This window comes from Streptomyces sp. 71268, assembly GCF_029392895.1.
Lineage (GTDB): Bacteria > Actinomycetota > Actinomycetes > Streptomycetales > Streptomycetaceae > Streptomyces.
The window spans coordinates 7,789,164-7,812,147 of sequence record NZ_CP114200.1; the positions used below are offsets into that span (position 1 = coordinate 7,789,164).

The 22,984-nt window shown below is 70.3% G+C and carries 22 protein-coding genes, 2 pseudogenes and 1 riboswitch; of the genes and pseudogenes, 1 reads left to right on the forward strand and 23 read right to left on the reverse strand.

Features of this window, described 5'->3' with window-relative positions; all coding sequences use genetic code 11:
- Nucleotides 1-17 precede the first annotated feature (17 nt).
- From OYE22_RS31010 to OYE22_RS31100, 19 genes and pseudogenes are all read right to left on the reverse strand, one after another.
- On the reverse strand, nt 18-491 hold the full coding sequence (locus OYE22_RS31010) for a hypothetical protein (RefSeq protein ID WP_277323502.1): 474 nt from the start codon (nt 489-491) through the stop codon (nt 18-20).
- The gene (locus OYE22_RS31015) at nt 488-1,255 is read right to left on the reverse strand and encodes a glycosyl hydrolase (protein ID WP_277323503.1); all 768 of its coding nucleotides are present in this window, start codon (nt 1,253-1,255) and stop codon (nt 488-490) included. The genes OYE22_RS31010 and OYE22_RS31015 overlap by 4 nt, the downstream gene beginning before the upstream one ends.
- On the reverse strand, nt 1,252-1,866 hold the full coding sequence (locus OYE22_RS31020) for a DUF4913 domain-containing protein (RefSeq protein ID WP_277323504.1): 615 nt from the start codon (nt 1,864-1,866) through the stop codon (nt 1,252-1,254). Before OYE22_RS31020 ends, OYE22_RS31015 begins: the two co-directional genes overlap by 4 nt.
- 93 nt (nt 1,867-1,959) lie before the next feature.
- Complete coding sequence (locus tag OYE22_RS31025) at nt 1,960-2,934, reverse strand: DNA cytosine methyltransferase (protein WP_277324407.1); 975 nt, start codon at nt 2,932-2,934, stop codon at nt 1,960-1,962.
- A gap of 40 nt (nt 2,935-2,974) precedes the next feature.
- Nucleotides 2,975-3,118 (reverse strand): annotated as a pseudogene (locus OYE22_RS33515) (hypothetical protein); the annotation flags it as partial.
- Between the two features lie 346 nt (nt 3,119-3,464).
- The gene (locus OYE22_RS31035; protein WP_277323505.1) at nt 3,465-4,634 is read right to left on the reverse strand and encodes a DnaB-like helicase N-terminal domain-containing protein; all 1,170 of its coding nucleotides are present in this window, start codon (nt 4,632-4,634) and stop codon (nt 3,465-3,467) included.
- Nucleotides 4,631-4,861, reverse strand: a complete 231-nt coding sequence (locus OYE22_RS31040) for a hypothetical protein (protein WP_277323506.1) — start codon at nt 4,859-4,861, stop codon at nt 4,631-4,633. The genes OYE22_RS31035 and OYE22_RS31040 overlap by 4 nt, the downstream gene beginning before the upstream one ends.
- Nucleotides 4,858-6,646, reverse strand: a pseudogene (locus OYE22_RS31045) (TraM recognition domain-containing protein). Before OYE22_RS31045 ends, OYE22_RS31040 begins: the two are co-directional and overlap by 4 nt.
- Before the next feature lie 120 nt (nt 6,647-6,766).
- Entirely contained in the window at nt 6,767-7,504 is a 738-nt protein-coding gene (locus OYE22_RS31050) for a hypothetical protein (protein ID WP_277323507.1), read from the reverse strand.
- An 18-nt stretch (nt 7,505-7,522) separates the two neighbouring features.
- On the reverse strand, nt 7,523-8,020 hold the full coding sequence (locus OYE22_RS31055; protein WP_277323508.1) for a hypothetical protein: 498 nt from the start codon (nt 8,018-8,020) through the stop codon (nt 7,523-7,525).
- A gap of 24 nt (nt 8,021-8,044) precedes the next feature.
- Nucleotides 8,045-8,806, reverse strand: coding sequence for a hypothetical protein (locus tag OYE22_RS31060; RefSeq protein WP_277323509.1), 762 nt, complete (start codon nt 8,804-8,806; stop codon nt 8,045-8,047).
- 208 nt (nt 8,807-9,014) lie between these two features.
- Nucleotides 9,015-9,629 carry a hypothetical protein gene (locus OYE22_RS31065; RefSeq protein ID WP_277323510.1) on the reverse strand — a complete coding sequence of 205 codons (615 nt, stop codon included), beginning with the start codon at nt 9,627-9,629 and terminating at the stop codon, nt 9,015-9,017.
- A gap of 106 nt (nt 9,630-9,735) precedes the next feature.
- Entirely contained in the window at nt 9,736-11,241 is a 1,506-nt protein-coding gene (locus OYE22_RS31070) for an ATP-binding protein (protein WP_277323511.1), read from the reverse strand.
- Nucleotides 11,242-11,267: 26 nt separating this feature from the next.
- A complete protein-coding gene (locus tag OYE22_RS31075; RefSeq protein ID WP_277323512.1) occupies nt 11,268-11,720 on the reverse strand; it encodes a DUF6238 family protein in 453 nt (150 codons plus the stop codon).
- A gap of 35 nt (nt 11,721-11,755) precedes the next feature.
- Complete coding sequence (locus tag OYE22_RS31080; RefSeq protein WP_277323513.1) at nt 11,756-13,219, reverse strand: SCO6880 family protein; 1,464 nt, start codon at nt 13,217-13,219, stop codon at nt 11,756-11,758.
- Nucleotides 13,220-13,320: 101 nt separating this feature from the next.
- On the reverse strand, nt 13,321-14,736 hold the full coding sequence (locus OYE22_RS31085; protein ID WP_277323514.1) for an ATP-binding protein: 1,416 nt from the start codon (nt 14,734-14,736) through the stop codon (nt 13,321-13,323).
- 27 nt (nt 14,737-14,763) lie between these two features.
- Complete coding sequence (locus OYE22_RS31090) at nt 14,764-15,453, reverse strand: hypothetical protein (RefSeq protein WP_277323515.1); 690 nt, start codon at nt 15,451-15,453, stop codon at nt 14,764-14,766.
- A complete protein-coding gene (locus OYE22_RS31095) occupies nt 15,453-15,758 on the reverse strand; it encodes a DUF6112 family protein (RefSeq protein WP_277323516.1) in 306 nt (101 codons plus the stop codon). Before OYE22_RS31095 ends, OYE22_RS31090 begins: the two co-directional genes overlap by 1 nt.
- 72 nt (nt 15,759-15,830) lie before the next feature.
- Entirely contained in the window at nt 15,831-16,976 is a 1,146-nt protein-coding gene (locus OYE22_RS31100) for a C40 family peptidase (protein WP_277324408.1), read from the reverse strand.
- Nucleotides 16,977-17,505: 529 nt separating this feature from the next.
- Here OYE22_RS31100 and OYE22_RS31105 point away from each other — a divergent pair.
- A complete protein-coding gene (locus tag OYE22_RS31105) occupies nt 17,506-18,249 on the forward strand; it encodes a site-specific DNA-methyltransferase (RefSeq protein WP_277323517.1) in 744 nt (247 codons plus the stop codon).
- Nucleotides 18,250-18,349: 100 nt separating this feature from the next.
- On the opposite strand, the gene OYE22_RS31110 is transcribed toward OYE22_RS31105, so the two are convergent.
- The 4 genes from OYE22_RS31110 to OYE22_RS31125 all read right to left on the reverse strand — a co-directional run bounded on the left by OYE22_RS31110 (nt 18,350) and on the right by OYE22_RS31125 (nt 22,562).
- Nucleotides 18,350-19,285 (reverse strand): DUF5655 domain-containing protein, encoded by a 936-nt coding sequence (locus tag OYE22_RS31110; RefSeq protein WP_348652285.1) that lies wholly within the window; start codon nt 19,283-19,285, stop codon nt 18,350-18,352.
- Between the two features lie 366 nt (nt 19,286-19,651).
- The gene (locus OYE22_RS31115) at nt 19,652-20,437 is read right to left on the reverse strand and encodes an ABC transporter ATP-binding protein (RefSeq protein WP_277323519.1); all 786 of its coding nucleotides are present in this window, start codon (nt 20,435-20,437) and stop codon (nt 19,652-19,654) included.
- Nucleotides 20,434-21,549: an iron ABC transporter permease gene (locus tag OYE22_RS31120; protein ID WP_277323520.1), complete on the reverse strand. Its 1,116-nt coding sequence runs from the start codon at nt 21,547-21,549 to the stop codon at nt 20,434-20,436. Before OYE22_RS31120 ends, OYE22_RS31115 begins: the two co-directional genes overlap by 4 nt.
- A complete protein-coding gene (locus OYE22_RS31125) occupies nt 21,546-22,562 on the reverse strand; it encodes an ABC transporter substrate-binding protein (protein WP_277324409.1) in 1,017 nt (338 codons plus the stop codon). Before OYE22_RS31125 ends, OYE22_RS31120 begins: the two co-directional genes overlap by 4 nt.
- A 36-nt stretch (nt 22,563-22,598) precedes the next feature.
- A riboswitch (cobalamin riboswitch) is annotated at nt 22,599-22,797 on the reverse strand.
- Nucleotides 22,798-22,984 lie beyond the last annotated feature (187 nt).

Sequence of the window (22,984 nt, forward strand, 5' to 3'; positions counted from 1 at the left end):
CCGGTGGGGGTGGGGGTTCATCGCTGGGTGACCCTTCGTGCCGCGGCAGTTGGAGGTTGGACCGACGCCGCAGAGAGCGCCGGGACGGCCGTCTGCCAGCTGGCCGCGCCAGGCGAGCGGGACTGGGCGGCCCGCATCCGAGCCGCGGCAGCAGGACGCGCATCGGCCTGCTCAGGTGCGGTACGCAACTGCGCCGAGCGGTAGACCTCGTAATCCTGGCGGCTACCTGCGGCGACGAGGTAGATCTCACGGTCGTGGGTAGAACTCAGTGGGGCCGGGCGGAACTGGATGACCATCCGGTAGGAGACGGCAGGGTCGACGTAGACCTTGTGGAAGCCCGCAAGGCGACCCTTAAGCGGCAGGCAGTCGTTACTCCCGTGCACCAGGTTCTGTAGTTCCAACAGCGCCAAGTCCCGTATGCGATCCGGGAGCGCCCGAAGATCGGCGATGGCGTCGGGGTGCGCGGCGAAGGCGAAGCGGGCCCGACTCACAGCGACCTCCCGGAACCCGGCCGCTGAGCAGTTCCAGGCGACGGCGCTTGGTGGGCATCGGGGCCGGCCTTGGGGAGCGCGGCGACCCCGGGCGATCGACGGAGCGCGGCACGGGCCCGGTGGCCGGCGGCCTCACCGCAGTACTCCGGCGGCTGCGGCAGGGGCCCACTGCGCTCGTCCAACCAGCGACGAGCCCTCTCCTCGTCAGGGAAGGCGCCTTCGTGCACCGTGTAGGAGTGGGTGTCGAAGTCCCCTTCCTGCAGGAAGAGGCGAATCGGCGCCTGTTCGCTGTCGGAGTCCCGCGTCAGCGTCCACGTCTCACACGGCGCGAAGTCCGAGGTCCAACTCCCCAGGACCTCATACCGGGTGCCCGAGTCGCGGATTTGCTGCTCGACCCGGACGGTGCGGTCATCGGCCGGCTGCATCAGATCGCCGTCGAGCGCGGAGATCGGCTCGGCGCGGCACCCGCGTTCGATCAGCCAGTTCTGCGCGAACGGCACCGTGGCGTGGTACGCCATCTCCAGGGTGTAGGTGGCCTGGGCCAGGTCGCGCGCGACCTTGATCGCGGCGATCTGCGGCTGCCCTGGCAGACCCCAGGTGATCGACCGGTCGTACGCGACGACATAACTGTGGGCGCGGTCGGGGCCGCTGTGGTGCTCTGCCAGGACGGTCAGGTCCTGCGGCCAAAACGCCTGCTCCGCCTGCCGGGAGGCCGCGTCGGCGACCACGAGGTCGTCGAGGCGAAGGTCGAGTGCATGGCTCATGCCGCCCCCTCCGCCGTGAGCGGCTGGGGCGCGGGGGTGGCCAGCACTCGGTGGTGGGGCCGGCTCGGGCTGGTGGTGCACGCGGCGAACGGTCCGTCCGGAGCCCGCAGGTGCGCCAGCGTGTGGTCCAGGTGATCGCGATGCCAGGTCGCGGGGCCGGCCAAGCCAGCTTCGGTGTCGGTGAGTTGCTGCCAGGCGAGCCAGAGCGCGTGCAGCCGGGCGACGGCCTCCGGGTGCTCGTGCCACTGCGCGCACCATGGGCGCGTGCTGCTGATCTCCCGGCCGTACACGGGCAGGAACAGGTAGTTCACCCAGTCGGTGAGCGCGGCGATCTCCGCCGCGTACGCCTCCCCACCCAGGGCGACGATGAACACCGAAGCAGGTCCTTCGTCCTCGCCCTCGGCGTCAACCGATTCCGGGATCGGAGCGGGGCCGGCCGCTTCAGTGGCGGTGGCTGCGGGTGGCGGTTCGGAGCCGAGGCGGTCGAGGATGACGCCGTGCTGCCTGACCTCGGCCATGGTCTTGGCGAGGGTGCTGGCGAGGTCGTCGAGATCCCCGTCGGGGACGCGGAACGGTTCCTGGTCGGGGGTGGGCGGGCTGGTGTCGGACATGGGGGCCTGCTCCCTCTGTGAGACGGCGACATGAGGAAGAGGATCCGGAGGAACCGCGATTTGGTCCGGCCGGGAAATGCCGGTATTAGGGCGCTACGCCGTCGTACGGTGGAAGCAGCGCGGGAAGGGCGGTGCCAACAACCGCACTGCTTCACTCGCCTGTTGAGGCACGACCCCGTTGCCCAGTGCGGTGAGTTGAGCTGGTCGTCCGAGCCCCGGCGTCGCGGTGACCCAGCCGGGCTCCAGGCCCTGCATCCACTCCACGAAGTCGGCACGAAGCCGTCCGGCCGCATCGGTGGGCGCAGGCGCGGCGCGGGTGAGTGTCTCCCACCGGGTGATGGCGGTTGCGTACGGCCCCCATCGCTGGTTGGCTCCCCGGTTTCCGGGGCCGATGCCGTCCAGGGCGGCAGGGCCACTGCTGTCGGGGGAGGGCGCCGTCCTGTGCCCGTTCGGCGTCCTGGGGTGCCCGTGTCGAGGGCGCGTGGTGTGGGTAGCAACGACGCCGCCGCGCTCGGCAGGGTCATGTCCCCGTTGCCGTGCCGCTGGTTGGGCGAGCCCTTGGTCCCGTCCGACGCCTTCGGTGTGGGCAGGAGCCGCATCACCTCGTCGGCCAGGTTCGGGTCGTGCCCTTCGCTCGTCCCCTGGGAGGGGTGTTGCGAGCCTGCGTTCATCGCGATGTTGCTGGTCGGCGTCTTGCACGGAGCGTTCGGCGGGCCGGGCGGCGAGGAAGACGCGTTCGCGGCGGTGCGGTGCTCCGATATCGGAGGCGCGAAGCACGAGCCACCTCGCGTCGTACCGGAGGCCGGCCAGGGATCCGAGTACGGCACCGAGTGCCCGCAGAGGAGGCTGACCTGGGGTGTCTCCCAGACACCACGGGCAGAGTTCCATGTCGCCAGGGGAACCGGCGGGGGAGGTGAGGAGGCCGCGCACATTCTCGATCACCACCAGGCAAGGTCGGAGGGCTTCGACCGCACGGGCGACGTGCGACCACAGCCCGGAGCGGGTCTGGGCGTTGAGTCCGGCCCGGCGGCCGGCGACCGAGACGTCTTTGACAGGGGAAACCCGCAGTCAGGACGCACACCCGGGGAACGGCGGTCCAGTCGACAGCCGTGATGTCGCCGAGGTTCGGGAGGTCGGGCCAGTGGCGGGCCAGGATGCGGGAGGCGTTCGGATCGACTTCCGCGTGCCAGGCCAGCGTGCCGCCGAGCGCGGACTGGACGCCCAGGTCCAGCCCCCCCCGTACCCCGAGCAGAGCGAGCCGATCAGCGGAGGGCGCGCGATGGCGGTCCGCATGTCACCGCCCCCGAACGATCCGGTCCGCAGGAGCTGCTGCTCCCGGGGCAGTCGGCGGAGGCGCGGCGAACGGGGGAGCCGCGGTCGCGGATCGGCCTTGGGCTCCCCGCAGCCGCGCGAACGCGGGCGAGACCGTCACCGACGCGGCGTGCAGGGGGTCGGTGGCTTCGCGTAGGGCGGTGCTCGCCATGCTGAGCGCGTCATCCGCCACCCGCGTCGCAGCTTCCCGGGCATCGGGCTGGTGGCGGAGGTGCTCTGTCTTGTTCACGGTGTATCCCAAGGGAGAGGTCGAGCGAGGGGAGTGTTCAGCCGTGTCCGCGAGAGAGCGGTCGCATGGCGGCGAGGCTGGGGGCAGAAGGAGGCCGGGCCGGGGAAGGCGTGAATGGGCGCGGTGTGCTGCGGGCGAGCGCGGCGTGTACCCGCGCGGGGGGCGGTCCGGCTGGCGAGGGAGTCGGTGTGGTGGGCGTCGGTGCGGGGCGGCCGTCCGCTGCCTGCCAGCGGGCCCGCACTTCGTCGAGTGGACCGAGTGCGTGCAGTGCGTGACTGATGAGCCGCCCGGGGGCTAGAGCCTCGTTCTCTGCCAGGGCCCTGATGGTATGCGCGGAGGTGGCTGCTGTACGGGTGACCGACGAGCGCATAACCAACTCGCCGAGCCACTCGGCGCTGCCCGGTCCCACGCTGTCGCAGATGGCGGTGAACTGGTCGCCGGACAGTGTGCCGTCGGCCAGAAGCCCGCGCCGCTGGGCCTCCCAGAGCAAGGTGACTCGATCGATGGGCTCACCTCGGTGGTGCAGCGCGCCGAGGCAGCGGTAGAGCTGCCCGTGGGCGGGGTCGGCGAAGTCGCCAGGCCGCAGCCAGCCGACCACCTCGTCCATGGCCTTCGGCTGCTCGGTGAGGACGGCTAGAAGGAACCGCTCGTCCTCGGCGACCTGGTCTACACGGATTGGCGGTGGCATGGCCGGGACGTTGGCCGGCGGAGTGGAAGGCGTGGTCGGGCGAGGTTCGGTACCCCACCGCTGTGCGAGATCGCTGAGCACGCCGGCAAGCACGTCCGCGTAGTGCAGGGCTCCCTCGACGTTGCCCTGCAGGGCGTCGGCGCGGGCCGCCTGGTGAAGGCGGATCGCGTGTTCGGTGATGCTGCGATGGATCGCGCCCTCCAGCACCATGCGGCCGTATAACGGAGCGTGCGCGGGGCGCGGGCAGGCCGCGACCAGGGTGTGGGCGTACGTTGAGGTCAGCCCCCGTACGTGGGTGCTGGCCTCGTCGACCGCATCGCTCATCCAGGACAACGGCACGGGCTGTTGATACAGCGCGGGATGGGCATCGTCCCGGAGCTTGCGCAGCGCGGCGAACAGGGCCTGGTGGGCTGGCAGGTAGAAGTGATCTGGCGCGAGCCAGTCAAGGTGCGAGAGCTGACCCGGGTCGAGCAGTACGGAACCGATCAGCGCCTGCTCCGCGCTCAGCAGCGGGGTCATCGCTGCCCCCCTGTATCACGCGGGGGAGATTCGCTCTCCCGGGCGCGGAGGTCGGCGACCGCTTGATCGGCGGCGACTATCGCCTGTGCGTAGCCGTCCAGCGCGCTGGTGAAGGTGGGGTCGGTGGCGAGTATCGAGCCGGCCCGGCTGACCAGCCACCACTGTCCGTCGCGTAGAACGACCGGTGAGCGGGTGAACCGTCCGGGGCGCGGGGTGGGTGTGCTCATGCCGAGAGCCCGAAGTCGTCGTGGCCGTGGGTCTTCGCGATAGCCCGTTCGGTGATCGCCTTGGTCGCGCGGGCGGAGGCCGGGCCGATCACCTTGGCGGAGGGTTCCTCGTACCAGGGCCGGAGGTCGAGCATGGCGATGCGGATGCCGGTGGCCAGGAGCAGCGCCTTGCCCTTGGGGAGGGCCCGGATGGCGTCGGGCGGCAGGATCCGCTCGGTGCGCATGCTCACCGAGGTGGACTTGCCGCCCTCGCTGGTCGACACCGAGGTGGTCTGCACATCGTGGTCGCCGACCTGTCGGCTGAGCCGGTCGGCGAAGTCGGCGTCGTCGATGCCCGATCCGACGATCTTGATGGTGGCAGCGGACCAGAGGGCGTCCATGCCGGTCTCGCCCCAGCACCGTTGGCCCTGCCGGTAGGACTGCAGGATCGTCATCGGGATGACGCCGCGGCTGCCCAGATGGCTGTAGAGGTCCGGCAGGTCGGAGATTTTGCAGACGTTCGCGGCTTCGTCGAGGACACACAGGGCGGGAGGGTCCAGGCGCCCGCCGGAGCGTTCGGCGACGACCACGGCGGCGCGCATCACGGCATCCGCTGCCGCGGCGATGATCGCGCTCGCGCTGCCGCCGCCGTCCTTGCTCAGGAGGTAGAGGGTGTCGCGGGAGGTGGCGAACGCAAACGGCTTGAACTCGGGAAGGTCCTGGCTGGGTGTGACCCAGGCGGCGACGTCGGGGTCGAGCAGGCAACTCGCGTACTGCCGGGCGGTTTCGTAGATGCCGTCGCGGGTCTCGGTGGCGCCGGAGACGGTGCCCTGGAGTTGTGCGGCGACCGCGTGGTGGCCGGCGTCGGTGAGCAGGTCGACGGGGGTGCGGTCGGCGGGGGTAGCGAGCCAGGCCAGGACGTCGGTGATCGGGCGCCGGTGGCTGGCGGCGGCCAGGAACAGGGCGCCCAGGGTGTTGCTGGCGGCGGCGGACCAGAAGTCGGAGCTGTTGGACTCGTCCACGCTGGCGGTGACGAAGTGACCCGCAAGGCGTTTGGCTCCTGCCAGGTCGCGGGCGTCGGCCAGGATGTCCCACCACATCCGGCGTGGGTGGTGGGCGATCTGCTGCGGGTCCAGGGCCCACACTGTGCCGACTTCGGCGCGAGCGTCCACCGTTGCGGTGAAGGCGTCGTTGGCTGCCTTGTTCGAGGTCAGCAACACCGGGCCGGGGGCCGCGAGGATCGCGGGGATCGCCAGCCCCGAGGTCTTCCCGCTGCGCGGGGCCATGATCGCGACGATCACGTCCTCCCAGGACGCACGAACCTGCGCCCGGCCCGGGGGCAGGGTGCCCAGCAGGATGCCGCGATCGGCGGGCGCGACCTCTTTTACGCTCCCGGCCGGCGAGCGAGGGCCGCAGGCTCGTGGCCTTGGCGGTGATCTCCTTGTCCAACAGCGGGGCCAGGTCGCGCTTGCGGGCGAGGCCGCTGCGCGTGCCACCGCGTATCCGTGCCCACAGCGTCAGGCTGAAGGCGAGGAGGGCCAGGGCCAGCAGGGCGGGGATGATCCGTGCGCCGACCAGTAGCCCGGTGGGGGACAGGTGGGGCCACAGCCGCCCGGGGTGTAGCAGTGTGTTAGTGACCTGGAACGGTGCCCAAGATCCGCTGCCGAGGAGGGTGTTGCTGATGTTGCCGGTCAGCCAGGCCAGCGAGGCGAAGGCGAACGCGAGCCCGAGGCTGGCGAAGAGGAGGTAGAGGAGCGCGTCGGTCCCGGTGGTGGCTGAGGGAGCGCTGGTGCGTGGTGGGGGCATGAGAAGGTCCTGGAGATGAGCGCGGGCGATCGAGGTGGCGGGGCACGCGACGCTCTTGTGGTGATCACGACGAGGACTCCTGTCCGGGAGAGACGGGCGGGGCGGAAGGGGCGGCCCCAGCTACCGGGCGCGCGAAGGAGGGGCCGGGGGCGCGGACGGGCCAATGCGCGGCGCTTCGGTACTGCGTGGCGAGGCGACGTTGGCCTTGCCGGCCGCGGGAGAGGTGGCCAGGGCGGCACTTCGGGAACCAGGTAGCTGTGCCGATGGCGCCCGTGTGTCGGGCGCGAACTGTTGGGCCGCGCCCACGCCGTGCAGCTCGTCCTGGTAGCCGGCGAGTTCTGGCTGTGCCATGCCGACGAACTCCGCGGCCTGCCCGAATTGATCGGCGAGCACGTACGCCGCGTCGTCGAGGTCGGAGATCTGCTCGTACACCGCTTCCAGCGCTTCACGGACCCGCTCGACGGCGCCGTGCTCAGGGTGTAGGAGGTGGTCGACGGCCTGTTGGAGTTCGGGCCCGCTCTCGGCTGCCCTGATGCGGTCCGTGATGCGGAGGATCTCCGCTCCGGCGGTGTAGGGCCCGAGGGGGTTGGCGGGAGTGTTCAGGCGGGTCGTGTCGAGAGTGGGAGCGAGGTTGACGTCGTAGCGGGCGGCGCGCAGCATCTGGGCCGCGTGGGAGGCGATGGCGGCCCGGTCGGTGGGCGGGGTGGTGGTGGGCAGGCGGTGGCGCCGGCCGTACCAGTCCTGGATCTGCTGGAAGCCGGCGTGCTTGAGGAGCATGGCGGACAGGTCGTCGCTGGCGCCCCGCGCGACGACGCTGCCGCTGGGCTCGGCTGTGATGGTGATAGAGGGAGCGGGCACGTGGAACTCCTGGGACGGTCAGAGGTACGGGTTCTCCGTTGAGCGGTCGCTGTCGGTGGTGGCCCGGAGCAACTCGGCGAGGTCCTCAGGTTCGGAGGAGCGCTGGTCGATCCACCAGCCGGCGCGGGAGACGGTGCGAGCGGCCTCCTCGACGCCCTCCCACTGCGCCTCGCTGGTCTCGCCCTCCGAGACCAGCGCGGCGTACGCGGCCGTCATGAGCTGGTGGCGGCAGCACACGCCCCAGGAGATGGCGCGCTCGCTCCCTTCCAGCGGGGGCATCCGGTACTGCTTCGACCAGATTTCGGCTTCGGCCTGCTCCTGCGCCCGCTTGGCCGCCAGCCAGGCAGCCCGGTCCTGCTCGCTCTCGTTCCTGGCAGCCCGCCAGCAGGTGGTGCACTCCTGACGGGTGAGCCACCGGGCGAAGCCCGCGCGGCAGTCGGCCGGCCGGTCGGCGAGGTCACGGTCGACCTGGTGGCCGCAGGAGTGAGTGATCGTCCAGGTGGTCTTCACGGCCATGAGGGGGGTCCTTACGGGGATGGGTCAGCGGCTGCGGGAGAAGGCGATGCGTGGGTCGACCGGCCGGCTCACCGCGGCTACCGGGGCCGGGGCGGTGGCCGCGGTGCCGGTGCGGGAGGCGCGAGGAGCGGCGCGCGCGATGGCGCCGGTAGGCGACTCCTGGATGAGGCCCTGACTGTGGCCGTGGGCTGCGGCTGCGCCGGGCGCGGGACTGTGGCGGGCCATCACGTCCTGGGCGAGGCGGGGGTCCACTGCGACGTGGAGAGCGGATCGCTGCATCGACAGCGTGGCGCTGGCGAGCCTCTCCATTGCCTCGCCGCGATCGATGGCGGCGGGCAGCAGGTAGATGTCCAGCGGCGGGCTGTGCCGCCAGCCGTGCTCTTCGAGGATGGGTCCGCCGCCGAGGGCGGAGGGCCGGTCATCGATGGCCGCGACGATCCCGAGCTGCGGATGCTCCGCGAAGGCGACGTCGGGTTCCATGAGGAGGGGCCGGTCCTTGACGGGAGCGGTGACGGTGACCAGCGCGGGGTCAAACGCGGCGTCCGTGTGGACCTGGTAGCCGGCCTTGCGGAGCAGCGCGACGGTCTGGGTGGCGCGGCTGGGACCGTCGTCCTGCTGGGCGGTCAGTGCGTACAGCGTCGGCTCACCCGGGACAGGGCGGAAGCCGAACCCTTCCAACAGCCACGCGCCGGCCGCGAGGCGTTTGGGGTTGGTGGCGACGATGCCGTAGTCGGGGTGGTGGCCGAGTGCGATGTCGGGTACGGCGTCGTGATCGGGGCTGGGCATGGTGAATCCATCCGGTATGGGCTCGGGGATACGGGCGGTCAGGAGCGGGGATGGTTCTGGTGCGGGAGATGAGGAACTCCGAGGTGGTTGGCGGTCATCGGCCGAGGGGGGCGGGAAATGCGGGGGGGGGAGGAGGAGGAGGCGCGGGGCCGGATAAGGATCTGGAGATCGGGCGGTTTGGCTCTGCCGGCATTCGGTGCTGGGGGTGTCAACGGGAACGGCGTGCGACGGCCGGGCTCGCCGTGGGTGGCGTGGGGATCGCAGCGGTTGAGACCGCGTGATTGCCTGAATCGGGGCCTGAACGTTTCAGCGCCACCTGGGCGCGTTCGGCTCGCGACGACGGTTCGGAGTCCGCCCGACCGGCCAGGTAGTCCGCGACTCGGACCAGTGCTGGCCCCCGGTAGGCAAGCTCCTTCGCGTACCTCCAGCCTTCGGCGTTGCGAATCTCCTGGGCTCGACTGGCGTACAGCTCTCGCGAGCCGGGGAGCGAGGCGTCCATGAGTGCCATGACCTGGTCCCATTCGGTGCGGATCTGGCCTGCCCGCTTCAGGGTGGTGTCGATTCCGCATAGCCGTCGAAGGTCTTCGCTGATCGGTGCCTCGACGTAGTCGGCGCCCTTGGTGGTGTGACGGACGCCGACCAGAACCTCGGGGCCGTGGTCGAGGAACACCTCGATGTGCTCCCACGCTTGCGCGTTGCGCTTGACCTCGGCTTCGCTCGCGCCGTGCCGCATATCGGCGAACCGGCCCCCGTGGTTGCGGAAGGCGGGCGTGGCCGTGTCCCAGGCGTCGGAGACCTGCTTGATCCGGGCTGCGGCGACCACCAGCGTCGGGATGTGCCGCCGCCACGCCAGAGGGTTCTCGTCAGGCGTAGGGGGGCGGTGTGGAGTGGGCATAGCGGGGTTCCTGTTTCCGGTATGTGCTGCTGGCTCAGGCGGTCATGCGGGCGTCGGTGTCGAAGAGTTCGCGCTCGGTCGGGTGCAGGATGTGTTGGGTGATGAAGCTCCTGCCGGCGACCTTCCACAGTCCTCGGCCCTTGGTGAGGGCGGACACCGCCTGGGTCTCAACTCCGGTCAGTCCCAGCAGCGAAGCGGCAGCGGAGAGTTGGTCGGGTTCCTGGCGGTAGATGATGCGGGTGGAGCAGTCGGCGAGGAGGCCCTCGGCGAGTACTCGCCCGCGGGAGCCGGCGTCGCCCGCGCTGAGCAGGTCACTGAGCCGGTGGATGATCATCAGGTTCGCGATGCCGAGTCCACGGGAGAGTTTCCACTGGCTCTGCATGCGTTCCAGCAGGCCGACGTGGCGCATGACGCGCCACGCCTCGTCGTAGATCACCCAGCGTCGGCCCCCGGTCGGGTCGGCGAGTGCGGACTCCATCCACGCGCTGGCGCAGGTCATGGCGAGGACGAGTGCGGTGTCGTCGCCGGAGCCGCCGAGGCGGGAGAGGTCGATGGAGAGCATCGGCGTGCTCGGGTCGAACGTCACGGTGCTGGGGGCATCGAACATGCCGCTCAGGTCTCCGTGCACCAGCCGGCGCAGGGCGTGCGCGAGGTCCTGCGCGGCGCCACCCATGCGCCCTGCGTGATCGCCGAGGGCCCGGTCGAGGCGCTCGGGCGAGCCGAGCGTGTGCGCGATCTCGCCCAGCAAGGGCACCGTGCCACGCGCGTCGGCTTCGGCAACGACCAGGTCGAGGGCGAGGTCGAGCGCGGTGTGCTCCATGGGCAGCAGATCCCGCTTGAGGACAGTGCGCGCCAGACCCGCCAGGAGCAGGAGACGGCGCTTACGGACCTCAGTCGACCAGTCGACCTCGCTTACCGAGGTGGGCCGGGCCGGAGCGTCCAGAGGGTTCAGCCTGCCGGGCAGGCCCGGACCCAACGCGATGCTGTATCCACCGAGCGCGTGGGCGACCGCCGTCCATTCGCCCTTGGGGTCGCAGGGGACGTAGACGCGGTAGCCGTGGGCGATGGCGCGGGTGGCGATCGACTTGGCCAGAGCGGACTTGCCCATCCCGATGATCCCGGCGAGCACGGCGTTGGGGTTGGTGAAGCCCTCGATCCGCCCGCTGCCGTAGAGGGAGAAGGGGTCGTAGCAGAACGCGGCCTCGGCGTGGACGTCACGGCCGATGAAGATCCCCTCGGCACCCAGACCACCCTCCGCGAGGAAGGGGTAGGCGCCGCTGACGGTGGCGGTGGTCATGCGATGGGCAGGCAGCCGAAGCTTGCCACCCCGGGCCGCAGACGGGCCGGAGCGCCCGGAGGGCGGGTAGACAGGGCGCAGGCGCGGGTCGAGGGCCTCCTCGACGGGGCGCTTGGGCGGTGCGCCGGCCAGGCGGGCTTGGCGACGGGCCTCGGCGCATCCGACACGGGCCGCGCGCTGCTCGGCACGCGAGGCCCCATGGGGGACGAACAGGTGGGAGGCACTGGCGCGGATACGCGGCATGAACGATTCTCCAGAAATGCGGTCGGTCAGCGGCGGAGGAGGCCGGTGAAGGGGGCGTGCAGGTCGGTGGGGGTGGTGCGGCGGCGTGCCAGGTGCGCGGCGCGTTGGTGGCGCTGACAGATGGTCAACTGGGGCGCGCCCTCGGGCAGACCCACCCGGCACGCCTCGGGGCCAGGCATGTCCCCGGAGTCCGGGTGAGGTGCGGCGTGGAAGGCGGCGTGGAGGTGGTCGGCGGCCTGCCAGATGCGGGTGCGGGCGACGCTGAGCTGCTCGCCTTCAGCCGGTACGAGCCCTCCGACGCGCAGGGTGTGGGCGTCGAGGAGGCCGTGCAGTGAGATGAGGTGGTCGTGCAGGGCGTCCAACTCGGCGCGGGTGGTGACGAGCGGGCCGCCGGGGAGGTTGAGCGCGCGATGGAAGTCGAGCGCTGCGGTGGCGAAGGGCACGAAGTCCTGCGCGGTTGTACTGGCGGTGCGGGACATGGGCGGTGCTCTTTCGACGGGGCGTACGGCGGGCATCAGACGGCGAGGGCGAGGGGCATGGCGGCGGCGGTGAACGCCTCGGCCTGCTGCCAGGTCAGCGGTCGAAGGTCGAGCTGGGCCCCGACGGCCGCGGTCTCCACGACCGCGCACGCGGCACGGAGTTCCTCCTCGGTGTCGGCGGAGACGGTCAGCAGGCCGGTCAGGGCGACGTCCGCGTGGCCGGCGATGAGCTCACGCTCACGGGACTTGATGTCCTGGTACTCGATCGCGTTCGCCTCGGAGTCGACCTGCCCTCGCCGGGCCCGCTCCGCGGAGTCGGCGATCACGCTGGCCTTCTTGCGCTGTACGTCGCGCAGGGCCGCGTCCAGCGCCTTGGGGGCGTAGGAGAGGGAGAGCGTGCGGCGGACCCCGGCGGTGAACAGGACCTGGTGCAGGAAGCCGGCCGACGTCTCGACCCTGGGCCAGTTCTCCACCCAGTACGTGGCGTGGACGGCGGAGTCGGTCGCGAGGTGGTCCGCCTTCTCGACCACCACCACGGGGCCTGCGGCGGACGGCTCGGCCTCGGGGCGCCCGGTGGTGGACCAGCGGTCCAGCGCGGTGCTGGCCCTGGGGTCGTAGGCCGTGCGCACCACGGCCGCGATCTCGCGGGCGCTGAGCCAGCCGGTGGGGTTGAGGCCGGCGGTGCGCGCGGCCTGGTCGAAGGTCGAGATCAACTGGGCGAGCACGCTGAACGCTCCGGTCAGGCCGCCTCCTGCCTGGTTGATCAGGCGTCGCGCGGCCTTGGAGTCCAGCGACACCGCGACGTACGCCTCGTGCGGTGCCGCGGTCGGCCCCGCGCTCTGGATCAGTTCGCTGTAGATGGCGCCGGCCACGGGCGTGTCGGGGTTGCCGTGTTCTTCCCAGTACCGGCGCAGCGCGTCACCGGAGTCGGGGACGGTGCGTTCGATGACCTGGACGCGGGCGACCTGACCGGTGCGGGCGAGCGCTGCCAGCGCACGGCCCCAGCCGGCCACGTTGGCGCTCTGGGTGCCGGGGTCCAGGAGGGCGTAGGCGCGAGAGGTGACCTTGACGACGGCGGTCAGCGTGCCGGCGTGGGGGTTGTGGACCGCGCCGTACCGGCCGCCCGGGGCGGTGACCACGCGCAGGCTGGCTGCCGTACCCGGTAGGTGGAGCAGTCCCTCGCGGGTCGGGCGGTGGGAGGGGCGGGTCAGCCACATGAGCTGACCGCGGATGCGGCGCAGGAGGTAGCGGGCTACGACGGGCGCCCAGTCTGCCAGCGACCGACCGCGGTGACGTACGAACACCACCAACGCGATGACCGCCCACAGCGGTACGAGCTGGAGAGCGCTGACCACGCCACCGGTGATGATCACGATGAGCAGGAGAAGGCCGGCGAGAGCGGCGAGGACGAGCTGGGGGACGGTCAGGCCCAGCAGGATGCCGCGCCTGCTGCGGTGCGGGAACTTCACGGTGGCCGTGGCCGGGGTCTTGTCAGACATGAGGGTTCCAGACGGCGAGAGCGAACGGAGAAGTGGGCACGGAGCGGCCCTGTTCCTGGGGCGGGCCGCGCGGTAGCGGCCCACCCCAGGTACGTGGTCGGTCAGGGCCCCGATGGCGGCGGGTTCGGGTAGACCCAGTTCGACGAGGCGGCGGAGCCGGTCGTCCCAGTGGCCGGTGGCGCCGGTGCGACGGGATCGATCACCGAGCCGGAAGCAGGGCCATCAGTGCTTGCGGCGCCCGTGCGCTCCATCTCGCTGCCCGGAAGCGAGGCGCTTGCGGGCGCATCGGCGGAGCCTGCCCCGGCGCCCGCCTGCGCTCCCGGCGTGGTCGCGCCGGGATGGGTGATCAGCGGGGGAAGTCCGGGACGCTGGATCAGGGACCGGCCCCTGTCACCGGGGGCGTTGGAATTCTCGCCGTATCGGAAGCTGGTCGGCGGCTTGCCAGGACCGGTGTTGATGCCTTCCTTGCTGAGGTGGGCGCCGGCCGGGTTGATGCCGGAGGCAACACCGTTCCCACCGGCCCCCGGGACTTTGCTCGGACCCTGTGGAGCGGGGGCGCCCATGTTGGCCTGGAGCGCCAGGGTGGCCGCGCCCTTCGCGGCTGCGGCGGGGGCGGCGAAGCCGGCGATGCCGGAGCGGTGCAGGTCGTCGTGGCCGCCGCTGTCGGTGGCCCAGTGCACGAACTTGTAGGTGATGTACGGGCAGAAGAGCACCAGCGCCATGACGACGATGCCGGCCATGGCGTCGGACAACGCGGCCATACCGTCGTCGCTGTCCGACTGGCCCATCGCGCTGACGCCGATCAGGAAGACCACGCTCATCAGCAGTTTCGAGACGACCAGGGTGGCGGTGGCCTCGATCCACCCGCGGCGCCACCGCTTGGCGACCTCCCAGCCGCCCCCCGAGCCGGCGAAGACCGCCAGGGCCACGAGGATGAGCACGCCGACCTTGCGGGCGACCATGACACCCCAGTACAGGAATGCCCCGATGGTGAAGCCGACCGCGACCACCGCCGGCACGGCCCAGCCTAGGCCGAACATCGCCCCCAACTGGCTGACCTTGACGACCCGGCGGATCGCGTCGGGAAGCGAGGTGTTGGCTGCCTGGAACAACCCGGCGGACAAGGCGTCGACCACCGTGATCGCCACCGAGGTGAACGCGATGGCGCAGAAGGAGAACAGGACCCCGATCATTGTGCCCATGCCGGCTTGGGCCAGGGCCCGCTCGTCGCGCCGCCAGGCGGCTGAGAGCAACTGGATGCAGAAGGTGCCGACGGTCAGGGTGAGACCGATGGGCAGCAGCAGTTCGTAGTTCTCGCGGAACCAGCGAGCGTTGAGATCGATGGCCGTGGTCGTGTCGACTGCCTTCACGGCCAGGTCCGCGGCGCTGGCGGCCAGTTCGCCGGCGGACTTCGCGATCCACGCCCCGATGCCGTCGGTGACGGTCCCGGCCGGATTGGTGACGAAGTCGACGGCGTCGCAGACGCTGCCCATCAGGGGCATCTCGCAGACTCCCATGGCGCTACCTCCGTTCGTAGGTGCGGGTCAGGGCGCGACGGCCGGCAGCACACCGGCCAACGCGCACGGGCGGGAGGGACGGCACTGGACCGCGAGGGTGGTGGCGCGGCTCTCGGCGCCGCCTGCCGGCGAGCCCTTCCAGGCGATCGACTGCTTGCCGGAGACCGTGACGGCGTAGAGGTAGGCGTCGGTGATCGCCCCGGGGTCCGTCTGAAGGGCCCGTGTGAAGGAGGCGGGGAAGTGCCCCTCGTGCACGGTGGCGGTGGCGAACTGGCCGTTGGCAGCCATCTGCTTCCACAGCGCTGGCGTGGGGACGAGTGCCTCGACCGACGCGGCATCGGCGTACCTGGACTCCTTGGTCAACCACGCACGCATCGCCCGGAGCGCCTCGACCTGAGAGGAGGTCCGCGTGTCGTAGGACCACAACGCGGCTGCCGCCGCCTTCGCGAAAGCGATCGGGTCATGCGTCTTCGGCGGGGTGGGCAGGACGCCGGCACGCCTGTTGGGTGTTGAGGCTGTCGGCGTTGGTGAGGTGGGGGACGTCGCAGTCGACTTCGGTGTCCCTGCCTCCTGGGGCGTCCTGTCGCCGCGGGTGAGGTAGGCGGCGAGCCCGGCGATGGTGACGAGGATGGCCAGGACCGTGGTGCCGAGCAGCACCCGGCGGCGTACGACCGAAGAGGCGAAGGTGCCCGTCTTGGCAGGTTCAGAGGGCTTCACTAGACCTGCGCCCCCAGCGAGCTGAAGAACGAGACGACGCCGTTGGCCGCCCCGAGCAGCAGGGCCGCGCCAGCGCTGACCAGCACGCCCTTCTTGCCGTTGGCCTCCGCCTGGTGACCACCGGAGTGGTGCCCCCACGCCCACACCCCTGCGCTGACGGCGAGCGCTCCGACCACGGCGATGAGGCAGAACAGGTTCACGGAGCCGATCACCTGCCGAAGGACGAACAGGCCCGGCAGACCACCTCCGCTGGGTGTGATCGCGGGATCGTAGGCGAGCTGAATGGATTGCGAGGCAGAGAACATGGCGAACGTCCGTTCGAATCGATGAGTGCTGAAGCACGACTGGGCGAGGCGAGAAGAGGCGGGAGGGGCGGGTTAGACGACTCGGCGGACCGCGAGGATTTGCGACTTCCAGGACGCGAGGGTCGCGATGCGCACCACGTCCCCGGTGTGCGGCGCGTTGATGATCAAGCCTTGACCGATAAACATGCCCACGTGCTCGGGCACCTCGGCCGTCCCCCGGGTGAAGAGGAGATCACCTGGCCGCAGCGCGTCGGCCGACACCGCCTTGCCCTCTCCGACCTGTGTGTATGTCGTACGCGTCAGGGTGATGCCGGCGGCCTTGTACGCCTGCTGCATCAGCGACGAGCAGTCGCAGCGCCCCATCGGGTCGGGCCCGTGGGAGTCGGTGCAGCTCCCGCCCCACTGGTACGGCGTGTCGAGCTGGCCCAAGGCCCAGCGGATCGCTGTCTGCACCGTCGCCGGAGCATCGGCGGGGATCTTGTACTCGGCCGGCACCGCGCCGGGCGGGATCGTCCCGAAGTCGGTCCCGTCTCCGTCCGCCGCACAGCCACCTGGGGCGCCGGGCGAAGAGGTGTTGGAGCCGGCAGACCCAGAAGGTGAGGGGTCGGGCGACGCCTCGCCGGCCTTGGAGAGTAGAGGTTCGATGGCCTGTTGCAGGGCGGTGGCCAAGGGTTCCCACCTGGCGTAAGCCTCGGGGAAGCCCGACCTCTGCACGGCCTGGGCGGCCTGGGTGACCGACAGCGACTGCCAGCCCGGCACCTTCTCCAGCGCCTCGTAGAACGTGGTCGAGGAGTGCACCGGGTTCAGGATCTCCTCGGCGGTGCCCCAGCCCTGGGAGGGGCGCTGCTGGAAGAGGCCCAGTGAGTCACGGTCGCCGTAGGTCAGGTTGCGCAGGCCGCTCTCCTGTAGGGCCGTGGCCAGGGCCACGATCTGGCCTCGGGCGGGGATGTTCATCGCGACGCCGGTGGCCTGGATCGCCTTCGCGTGGGGCACCTGCTCGGCCGGATCATCCAACCCCGGCACGGACACCGCCTCCGCGCTGCCACCGTCGAGGATCTTCTTCACCTGCGCGGAGACGGCCGAGCTGTCTACGCCTCGTGTGTCCGTGCTGGAGCACGAGGCGGTGGCGGTGCCGGCGCCAATGGCGAGGATCGGCACGATCAGCAGGAGCGGACCGCACGCGAAGAGCCCCAGGACGGCCCCGGTGGTCTTCTTCACCGCCTCCGCCGCCTCGCCGGGCGCAGGTAGCAACCGGGCAACGGTGCCGGGGCGGCGGGCGGGGGTATCCGGGCATGCGGCATGGCAGCGTCTCCTTACGGGTTCGTAGGAGGCGCGGTGCCGGCTTCTCGTGCGAAGCCGCCGGCACCGCGCCGCAGTGCACCCGCCCCTACGGGCAGGCCCCAGGGTCAGGGGAGTTGGTAGCTCCCGGACGCCGGTCTCAGGTCATGCGCGGCAGCCAGCCGCGCTCGTAATCTCAGGAGGTACATCGGTTCCCCTCACGACTGCTCGGCTGACGAGACGGTACGGATAAGTGCAGGTCAGCTGAGGCTGAGCATTGTTCTGGCCCGGTGACGTGGCGAGACAGTAGATCTGGATTCCGGCCGCGCCAAACGGCCCTCGGGCAGTTACACAGCTCGTTGGGCATGGCCGGACTTCGCAGCTAACCTCCGGCGCAACCCCGCTCCCAACCAGCGCCGCCACGCACTGACGACAGCGGGACCAGCCGCACCCGAAACGAGGCCAGCACATGAGCTACACGCTGCACCGAGGCGACGCCCTCACCGTGCTTAAGACCCTCCCGGACGAGAGCGTCAACGCCGTCATCACCGACCCGCCGTACAACTCCGGCGGACGCACCAGCTCTGAACGCACCAGCCGCACTGCGCGAGCCAAGTACGTCAGCGGCGACAGCGCACACGACCTGCGCAACTTCCCCGGCGAGAACCGCGACCAACGCAGCTACCGAAGCTGGCTGACCACCCTGCTCACCGAGGCGTACCGGGCCTCCACCGAGCACGCGGTCGCCGTTGTCTTCTCCGACTGGCGCCAGGAGCCGACCACCTCCGACGCTCTCCAGATGGCCGGCTGGACCTGGACCGGCACCATCCCGTGGGTCAAGCCCGCCAGTCGTCCCCGCAAGGGCGGGTTCAAGCAGTCAGCCGAGTTCATCACCTGGGGCGTCAAGGGCAGCCTGGCCAAGGACCGCGACCTCTACCTGCCCGGCCACTTCATCGCCTCCCAACCACGCAAGGACCGCGTGCACATTACCCAGAAGCCCGTCGAGATCATGCGGCAGCTCGTCCAGATCTGCCCCGAAGGCGGAATCGTCCTCGACCCCTTCACCGGCAGCGGCACCACAGGGGTGGCTGCCCTCCGCGAGGGACGCCGGTTCGTGGGGGTCGAGCTGTCCTCGCACTACGCCGACGTGGCAGAGCAGCGGCTCCGCGCGGAGCTGACGCAGGACGACCTCGTCCTGGCCGGACCGGAGTAGTGATCACGAGAAAGGGGAGCCCCATGCAGGCGGATCGCAGACGGCCAAAGGGCGGCTGGCGCATCGAGTAGCCGATGCGCCAGCCGCCCTTCTGTTGGTGTCAAACCGCCTCGAACGCCCGCCGGATCAACGGTGCCGCCTTCTCCAGGTCGGCGGCCGAGGTGAGGCGCACCTCCAGGTCTCCGGTCCCGAGGTGCCCGATGCCGCGCATGTCCCGGGTGAAACCTTCCACCGGCTCCACCGTCTCCGGGTCGAGTCTGAGATAGACCAGGATCGCCTCGCGCTTCGGACGGAAGATCACTGATGCCACGTTCACCAGCCGCCGGTAGGCGATGTAGTGGCGCAGCGGCGCTACCTCGACCTCGCCCCACGCCGTGAGCGCCTCGTCTACCTCCGCGTACAGGTCCCGCAGGCACTCCGGTACGAGGCCGGCACTCACCGACGAAGGAGCCATCGGGGCCGTCACCGCGACGTCGACCGCCGTCTCCCGCCGCCGACTTCGTCGAGACGAAGCAGCGGCCGAGGCACCGGGCGAGGAGTCGACCAGCAACAGGCTGAGCAGACCGCCCTCGAAGATCCGGTAGCGCACCAGGTCGATCCGCTCGGGCAGCCGCTGCACGGCCACACGGTCGTGGTGGGAGAAGCTGGCCGCGATGCAGATCATCCGCGGACGGCGCCAGTCGATCGACTCGGCAGCCTCCGCACCCAGCACCTTCCGCACGAGCGCTTCGAACTCGTGGTGCGCCGACTCCAGCCAGGACAGGTAGGAGACGGCCTGCGACAGCATCCCGCTGTCGGACCCTTTCTTGAACTCGATTACTACCGGGCTGCCGTTCTCATCCAGCCCGAGGGTGTCGATCCGGCCCCTGTGCCACGGGCCGGTCGGGTACTCCGACGCCAGGAACCGCACGCCGAGCATCGCCTCCAGCCCCGCCTCGACCCGCCGCTGCAGATCCACTTCCAACGCCACCGTCGAGCCCCGGAGCTCGATATCCCGACCAGTGGAGCTCTGTCGGAACAACAACAGCTCGGCCACCATCGCCCCCCGTCCGTGGTCAGTACATTAAGAGAAGCGAGATAGTGAGGCGGGTATTCTATACGGAGGGAGTCGAACGCGCTGAGAAGGGCGTGGTTCGAATGCGACGTCACGCATGCCCGGATGTGCGCGCAAAGGTCGGTTTGGAGTGCGTAGAGTGCGCTTGATGGAGCTCCTAGCCCATGCTCGTGCGAGGGTGGACACGACGAGCCGTGACATTAGCTACTCATGGTGCGTTCGAGGGTGTTGATCAAGCCGCCCATCGTGACCCCGAGCCGAGCGTTGTGGAATCCGCCCACAATGTAAGTGCAATTCTGCAGGGCGTGCGCGGCGACTTCGGGGAGTCGAGGCCCCCGTCAGACCGTTTCAGTCAGGTGGCTCGTCGGGGAGAAAGATGATCTGCGGGGTGCCCGTGCGCGGATGGGTGGTGACTTCCGCCGTCACTCCGTACACCTCGGCCAGGAGGCGCGGGGTGAGGATGTCGGCGGGCGCTCCGGAAACGGTGACTTCGCCAGCGTGCAGGACGTAGAGGCGATCGCAGTAGTAGGCGGCCAGGTTGAGGTCGTGCAGGGCGAGCAGCACGGTCGCGGGAAGACGGCGCAGTGCGCCCAACACGGACAGTTGGTGGCGGATGTCGAGGTGGTTGGTGGGTTCGTCCAGGACGAGGAGGGTGGGCTGCTGAGCGAGGGCGCGCGCGATGAGGACGCGTTGGCGCTCGCCGCCGGAGAGACGGTCGAAGGGGTGGTCAGCCAGGTGGGCGGCATCGACCGCGAGGAGCGCGGAGTCGATGAGGGCCGCGTCCTCGGGGGTGTCACCGGCGAGCAGCCGTTTGTGCGGGGTGCGGCCCATGGCGACGACCTCGCGGACTGCCAGATCGAAGTCGGCGGCCGAATCCTGCACCACGGCCGCCACGGTGCGAGCCAGTTGTCGCACTGGCACTGACCAGGCGTCGCCTCCGTCGACCCGGACCTGGCCGGTGTCTGGTCGCAGGACGCGGTAAACGGTGCGTAGAAGGCTGGACTTGCCGCTGCCGTTGGGGCCCACGAGACCGATGGTCTCGCCCGGACGGGCAGTCAGCGAGACGTCGCGCACGAGGTGGCGGGCTCCGGCGGTCAGCGTGACGCCGTCGACGCTCAGTTCGGTCGCGGTCATGCCACTCCTCGGCCGGTGCCGCGCCGGGCGTCCCGGCGCATCAGCCACAGGAAGAAGGGCCCGCCGCACAGGGCCGTGAGCACGCCGACGGGTATCTCCGTCGGCGCGGCGACCGTCCGGGCGGCGATATCGGCCCAGATGAGAAAGATTGCTCCGCCGAGTGCCGCCGTCGGCAGGACCCGGCGGTGGTCGCCGCCAACGAACAGACGCACGATGTGAGGCATCATCAGGCCGACGAAGCCTATCGGGCCGGCCGCCGCGACCAGCACCCCCGTGACGAGGGAAAGCAGGACGAACAGCCGGGCGCGGAAGCGGGCTACATCCAGCCCCATCGTCGTTGCCGCCTCCTCGCCGGCCAGCAACAGGTTGAGGTTGCGGGCCTGCACCATGAGGACGCCGACGCCGAGCAGCAAGGCCATGCTCGGCAACCACAGGGTGTCCCAGTTGACGCCGCCGAGACCGCCGAGGGTCCAGGCGAGGACCGCGCGGGCCTCGTTGCCTCGGTCGGTGGTGAGCAGCAGCAGGTCGAGCACGGCGGTCAGTACCGCCCCGATCGCTACTCCGGACAGCACTAGCCGCGACGAGGTGATGCGACCACCGGTGCGGGCGGTGGCGTACACGAGCAGGAGCGCGCCCAGGGCGCCTACGAAGGCGGCCACCGAGAGGGAGGCCGGTCCGAAGAGGGTGACTCCGAACACGATCACCGAGACAGCGCCGAGCGACGCCCCGGAGGAGACGCCGAGCAGGTACGGCTCGGCGAGCGGATTGCGTACCAGGGCCTGCAGAGCGGTGCCGATCACCGCGAGGCCGGCGCCGGTGACCGCGCCGAGCAGCACCCGTGGTGCTCGTACGTCCACCACGATGATCTCCCGGGCCCTTGTCCAGTCCGTCTGCTGCCAGTCGGCGCCCAGTGCGTGCGTCACGATGCCCCACACCTGGCTCGGCGGTATATGCACAGAGCCGATCGCGAGGCCCGCCGTACCGGAGACGACGAGCAGAGCGGCGAGTATCAGCAGCGTGACAGCCAGCCGCGTACGTCCTGTTGCTGCACCAGTGGCCTTCCGCCGTGGGACAGGCCGCTCGTCGGACGTACCAGGAGCGGCCTGGGTCACCGGAAGCTCTCGGGGTGTAGTCCGCGGGCCAGGTCGCCGACCGCGTAGGCCGAGCGGATGCCGACCAGTGTGGCGGTCAATGGCAGGACGACGAACCGCCTGTTCTTGATGGCCGGTACGTCGGCGAGCGCGGGCTGGGAGACCAGGAACTTCTTTTTCTCCTCGACGCTTCCGGCGCCGGCGTAGTCGTAGATAGCGATGACCTCCGGCTTGCGCTCGACAACCTGCTCCCACGAGACGTCACCAAAGACGTCGTCCAGGTCGGCGAAGGCGTTCTCGCCGCCGGCCAGGCGGATCAAGTCGGTGCCCAAGCTTTTGCCACCGGCGGTGAAGGCGCTCTTGTCGCCGCTGTCGTAGACGAAGACGGATACCTTGGGTTCGCCCTCAACCTCGGCACCGGCCTTGCTGACGCGGCTCTTCAGGTCCGTGACCAGCTTGTCGGCCCGGCCCGGGACGCCGAAGATCGTACCGATGGCCCGGATCTCGTCGTAGGTGTCCTTCATCGTCACCTGTTTCTTGCCGCAGTACTCGCGGTTGAGGTAAGTGTCGATGCCAGCGTCGGCGAACGCCTTGCGGGAACGACCCTCGTTCTCCGCGAAGGCGCTGCCGTATCCGCCGTAGACGAAGTCGGGCTCAGCGTCCAAAATTCTCTCGAACGACGGCTCTTTCTTCGCTAGTTCCGGAATCGCCTCGTATTCTTTCTTCAACTCGGGCAGGACGGCGGAGTCGGGAAACGCGGTGCCGACCATGCGGTCTTTGAGGCCGAGGGCGAGCATGAGTTCCGCCGGGTGCTGGTGGATGGTGACCACTCGCGACGGCGGCTTGTCGTATGTCGTCTCCATGCCACAGTTGTCGACGGTGACCGGGAAGCCCGAAGGCGCGGCTGTGGTGGCCCTCGCGTCCGCACCACTTTCGCCGGACGAACCGCATCCCGTAGTCAGCAGCACTGATGTCAGAGCCACGGCAGCGGCCGTGACACGAAGGAACCCGCGCGTGCGGGCATAGGGGTACAACTGGGACACGTGGTGCCTCCTGGAGTCCGCGCTCCTCGGGGTGGGCCCGCGACAGGCCGGTGTCCTGGCTCCCGGGGTTGGCGTCCCCTTCGCCTTCCCGCGCGGTGCGCGGTGGCGTGTTGCAGGGACGCTCCACGGTCACAGTGGCGGGACCGCGCCGGATTCGCACCGGCTTCCCGTCTCCCGTCGCGGCGATGACCAGGTGATCCTACGTTCCCCCAAGCCGACGGTAAAAGGGGCGTGTCGATCGCTTCACATGGATTCCCGGGGCCCAACGTCGGCCTGCGGCACGTGCGACCCTCCGGCGAGCCCGTTGCCGCCGAACTCGAGCAGTACGCGTGCTCCGCGGTGCGTCACGCTCGGCCTCAGCCGTGCGGCGACAGCGTCCGAGCGGTCGTCCTCAACGGGCTGCGCAGGCGATC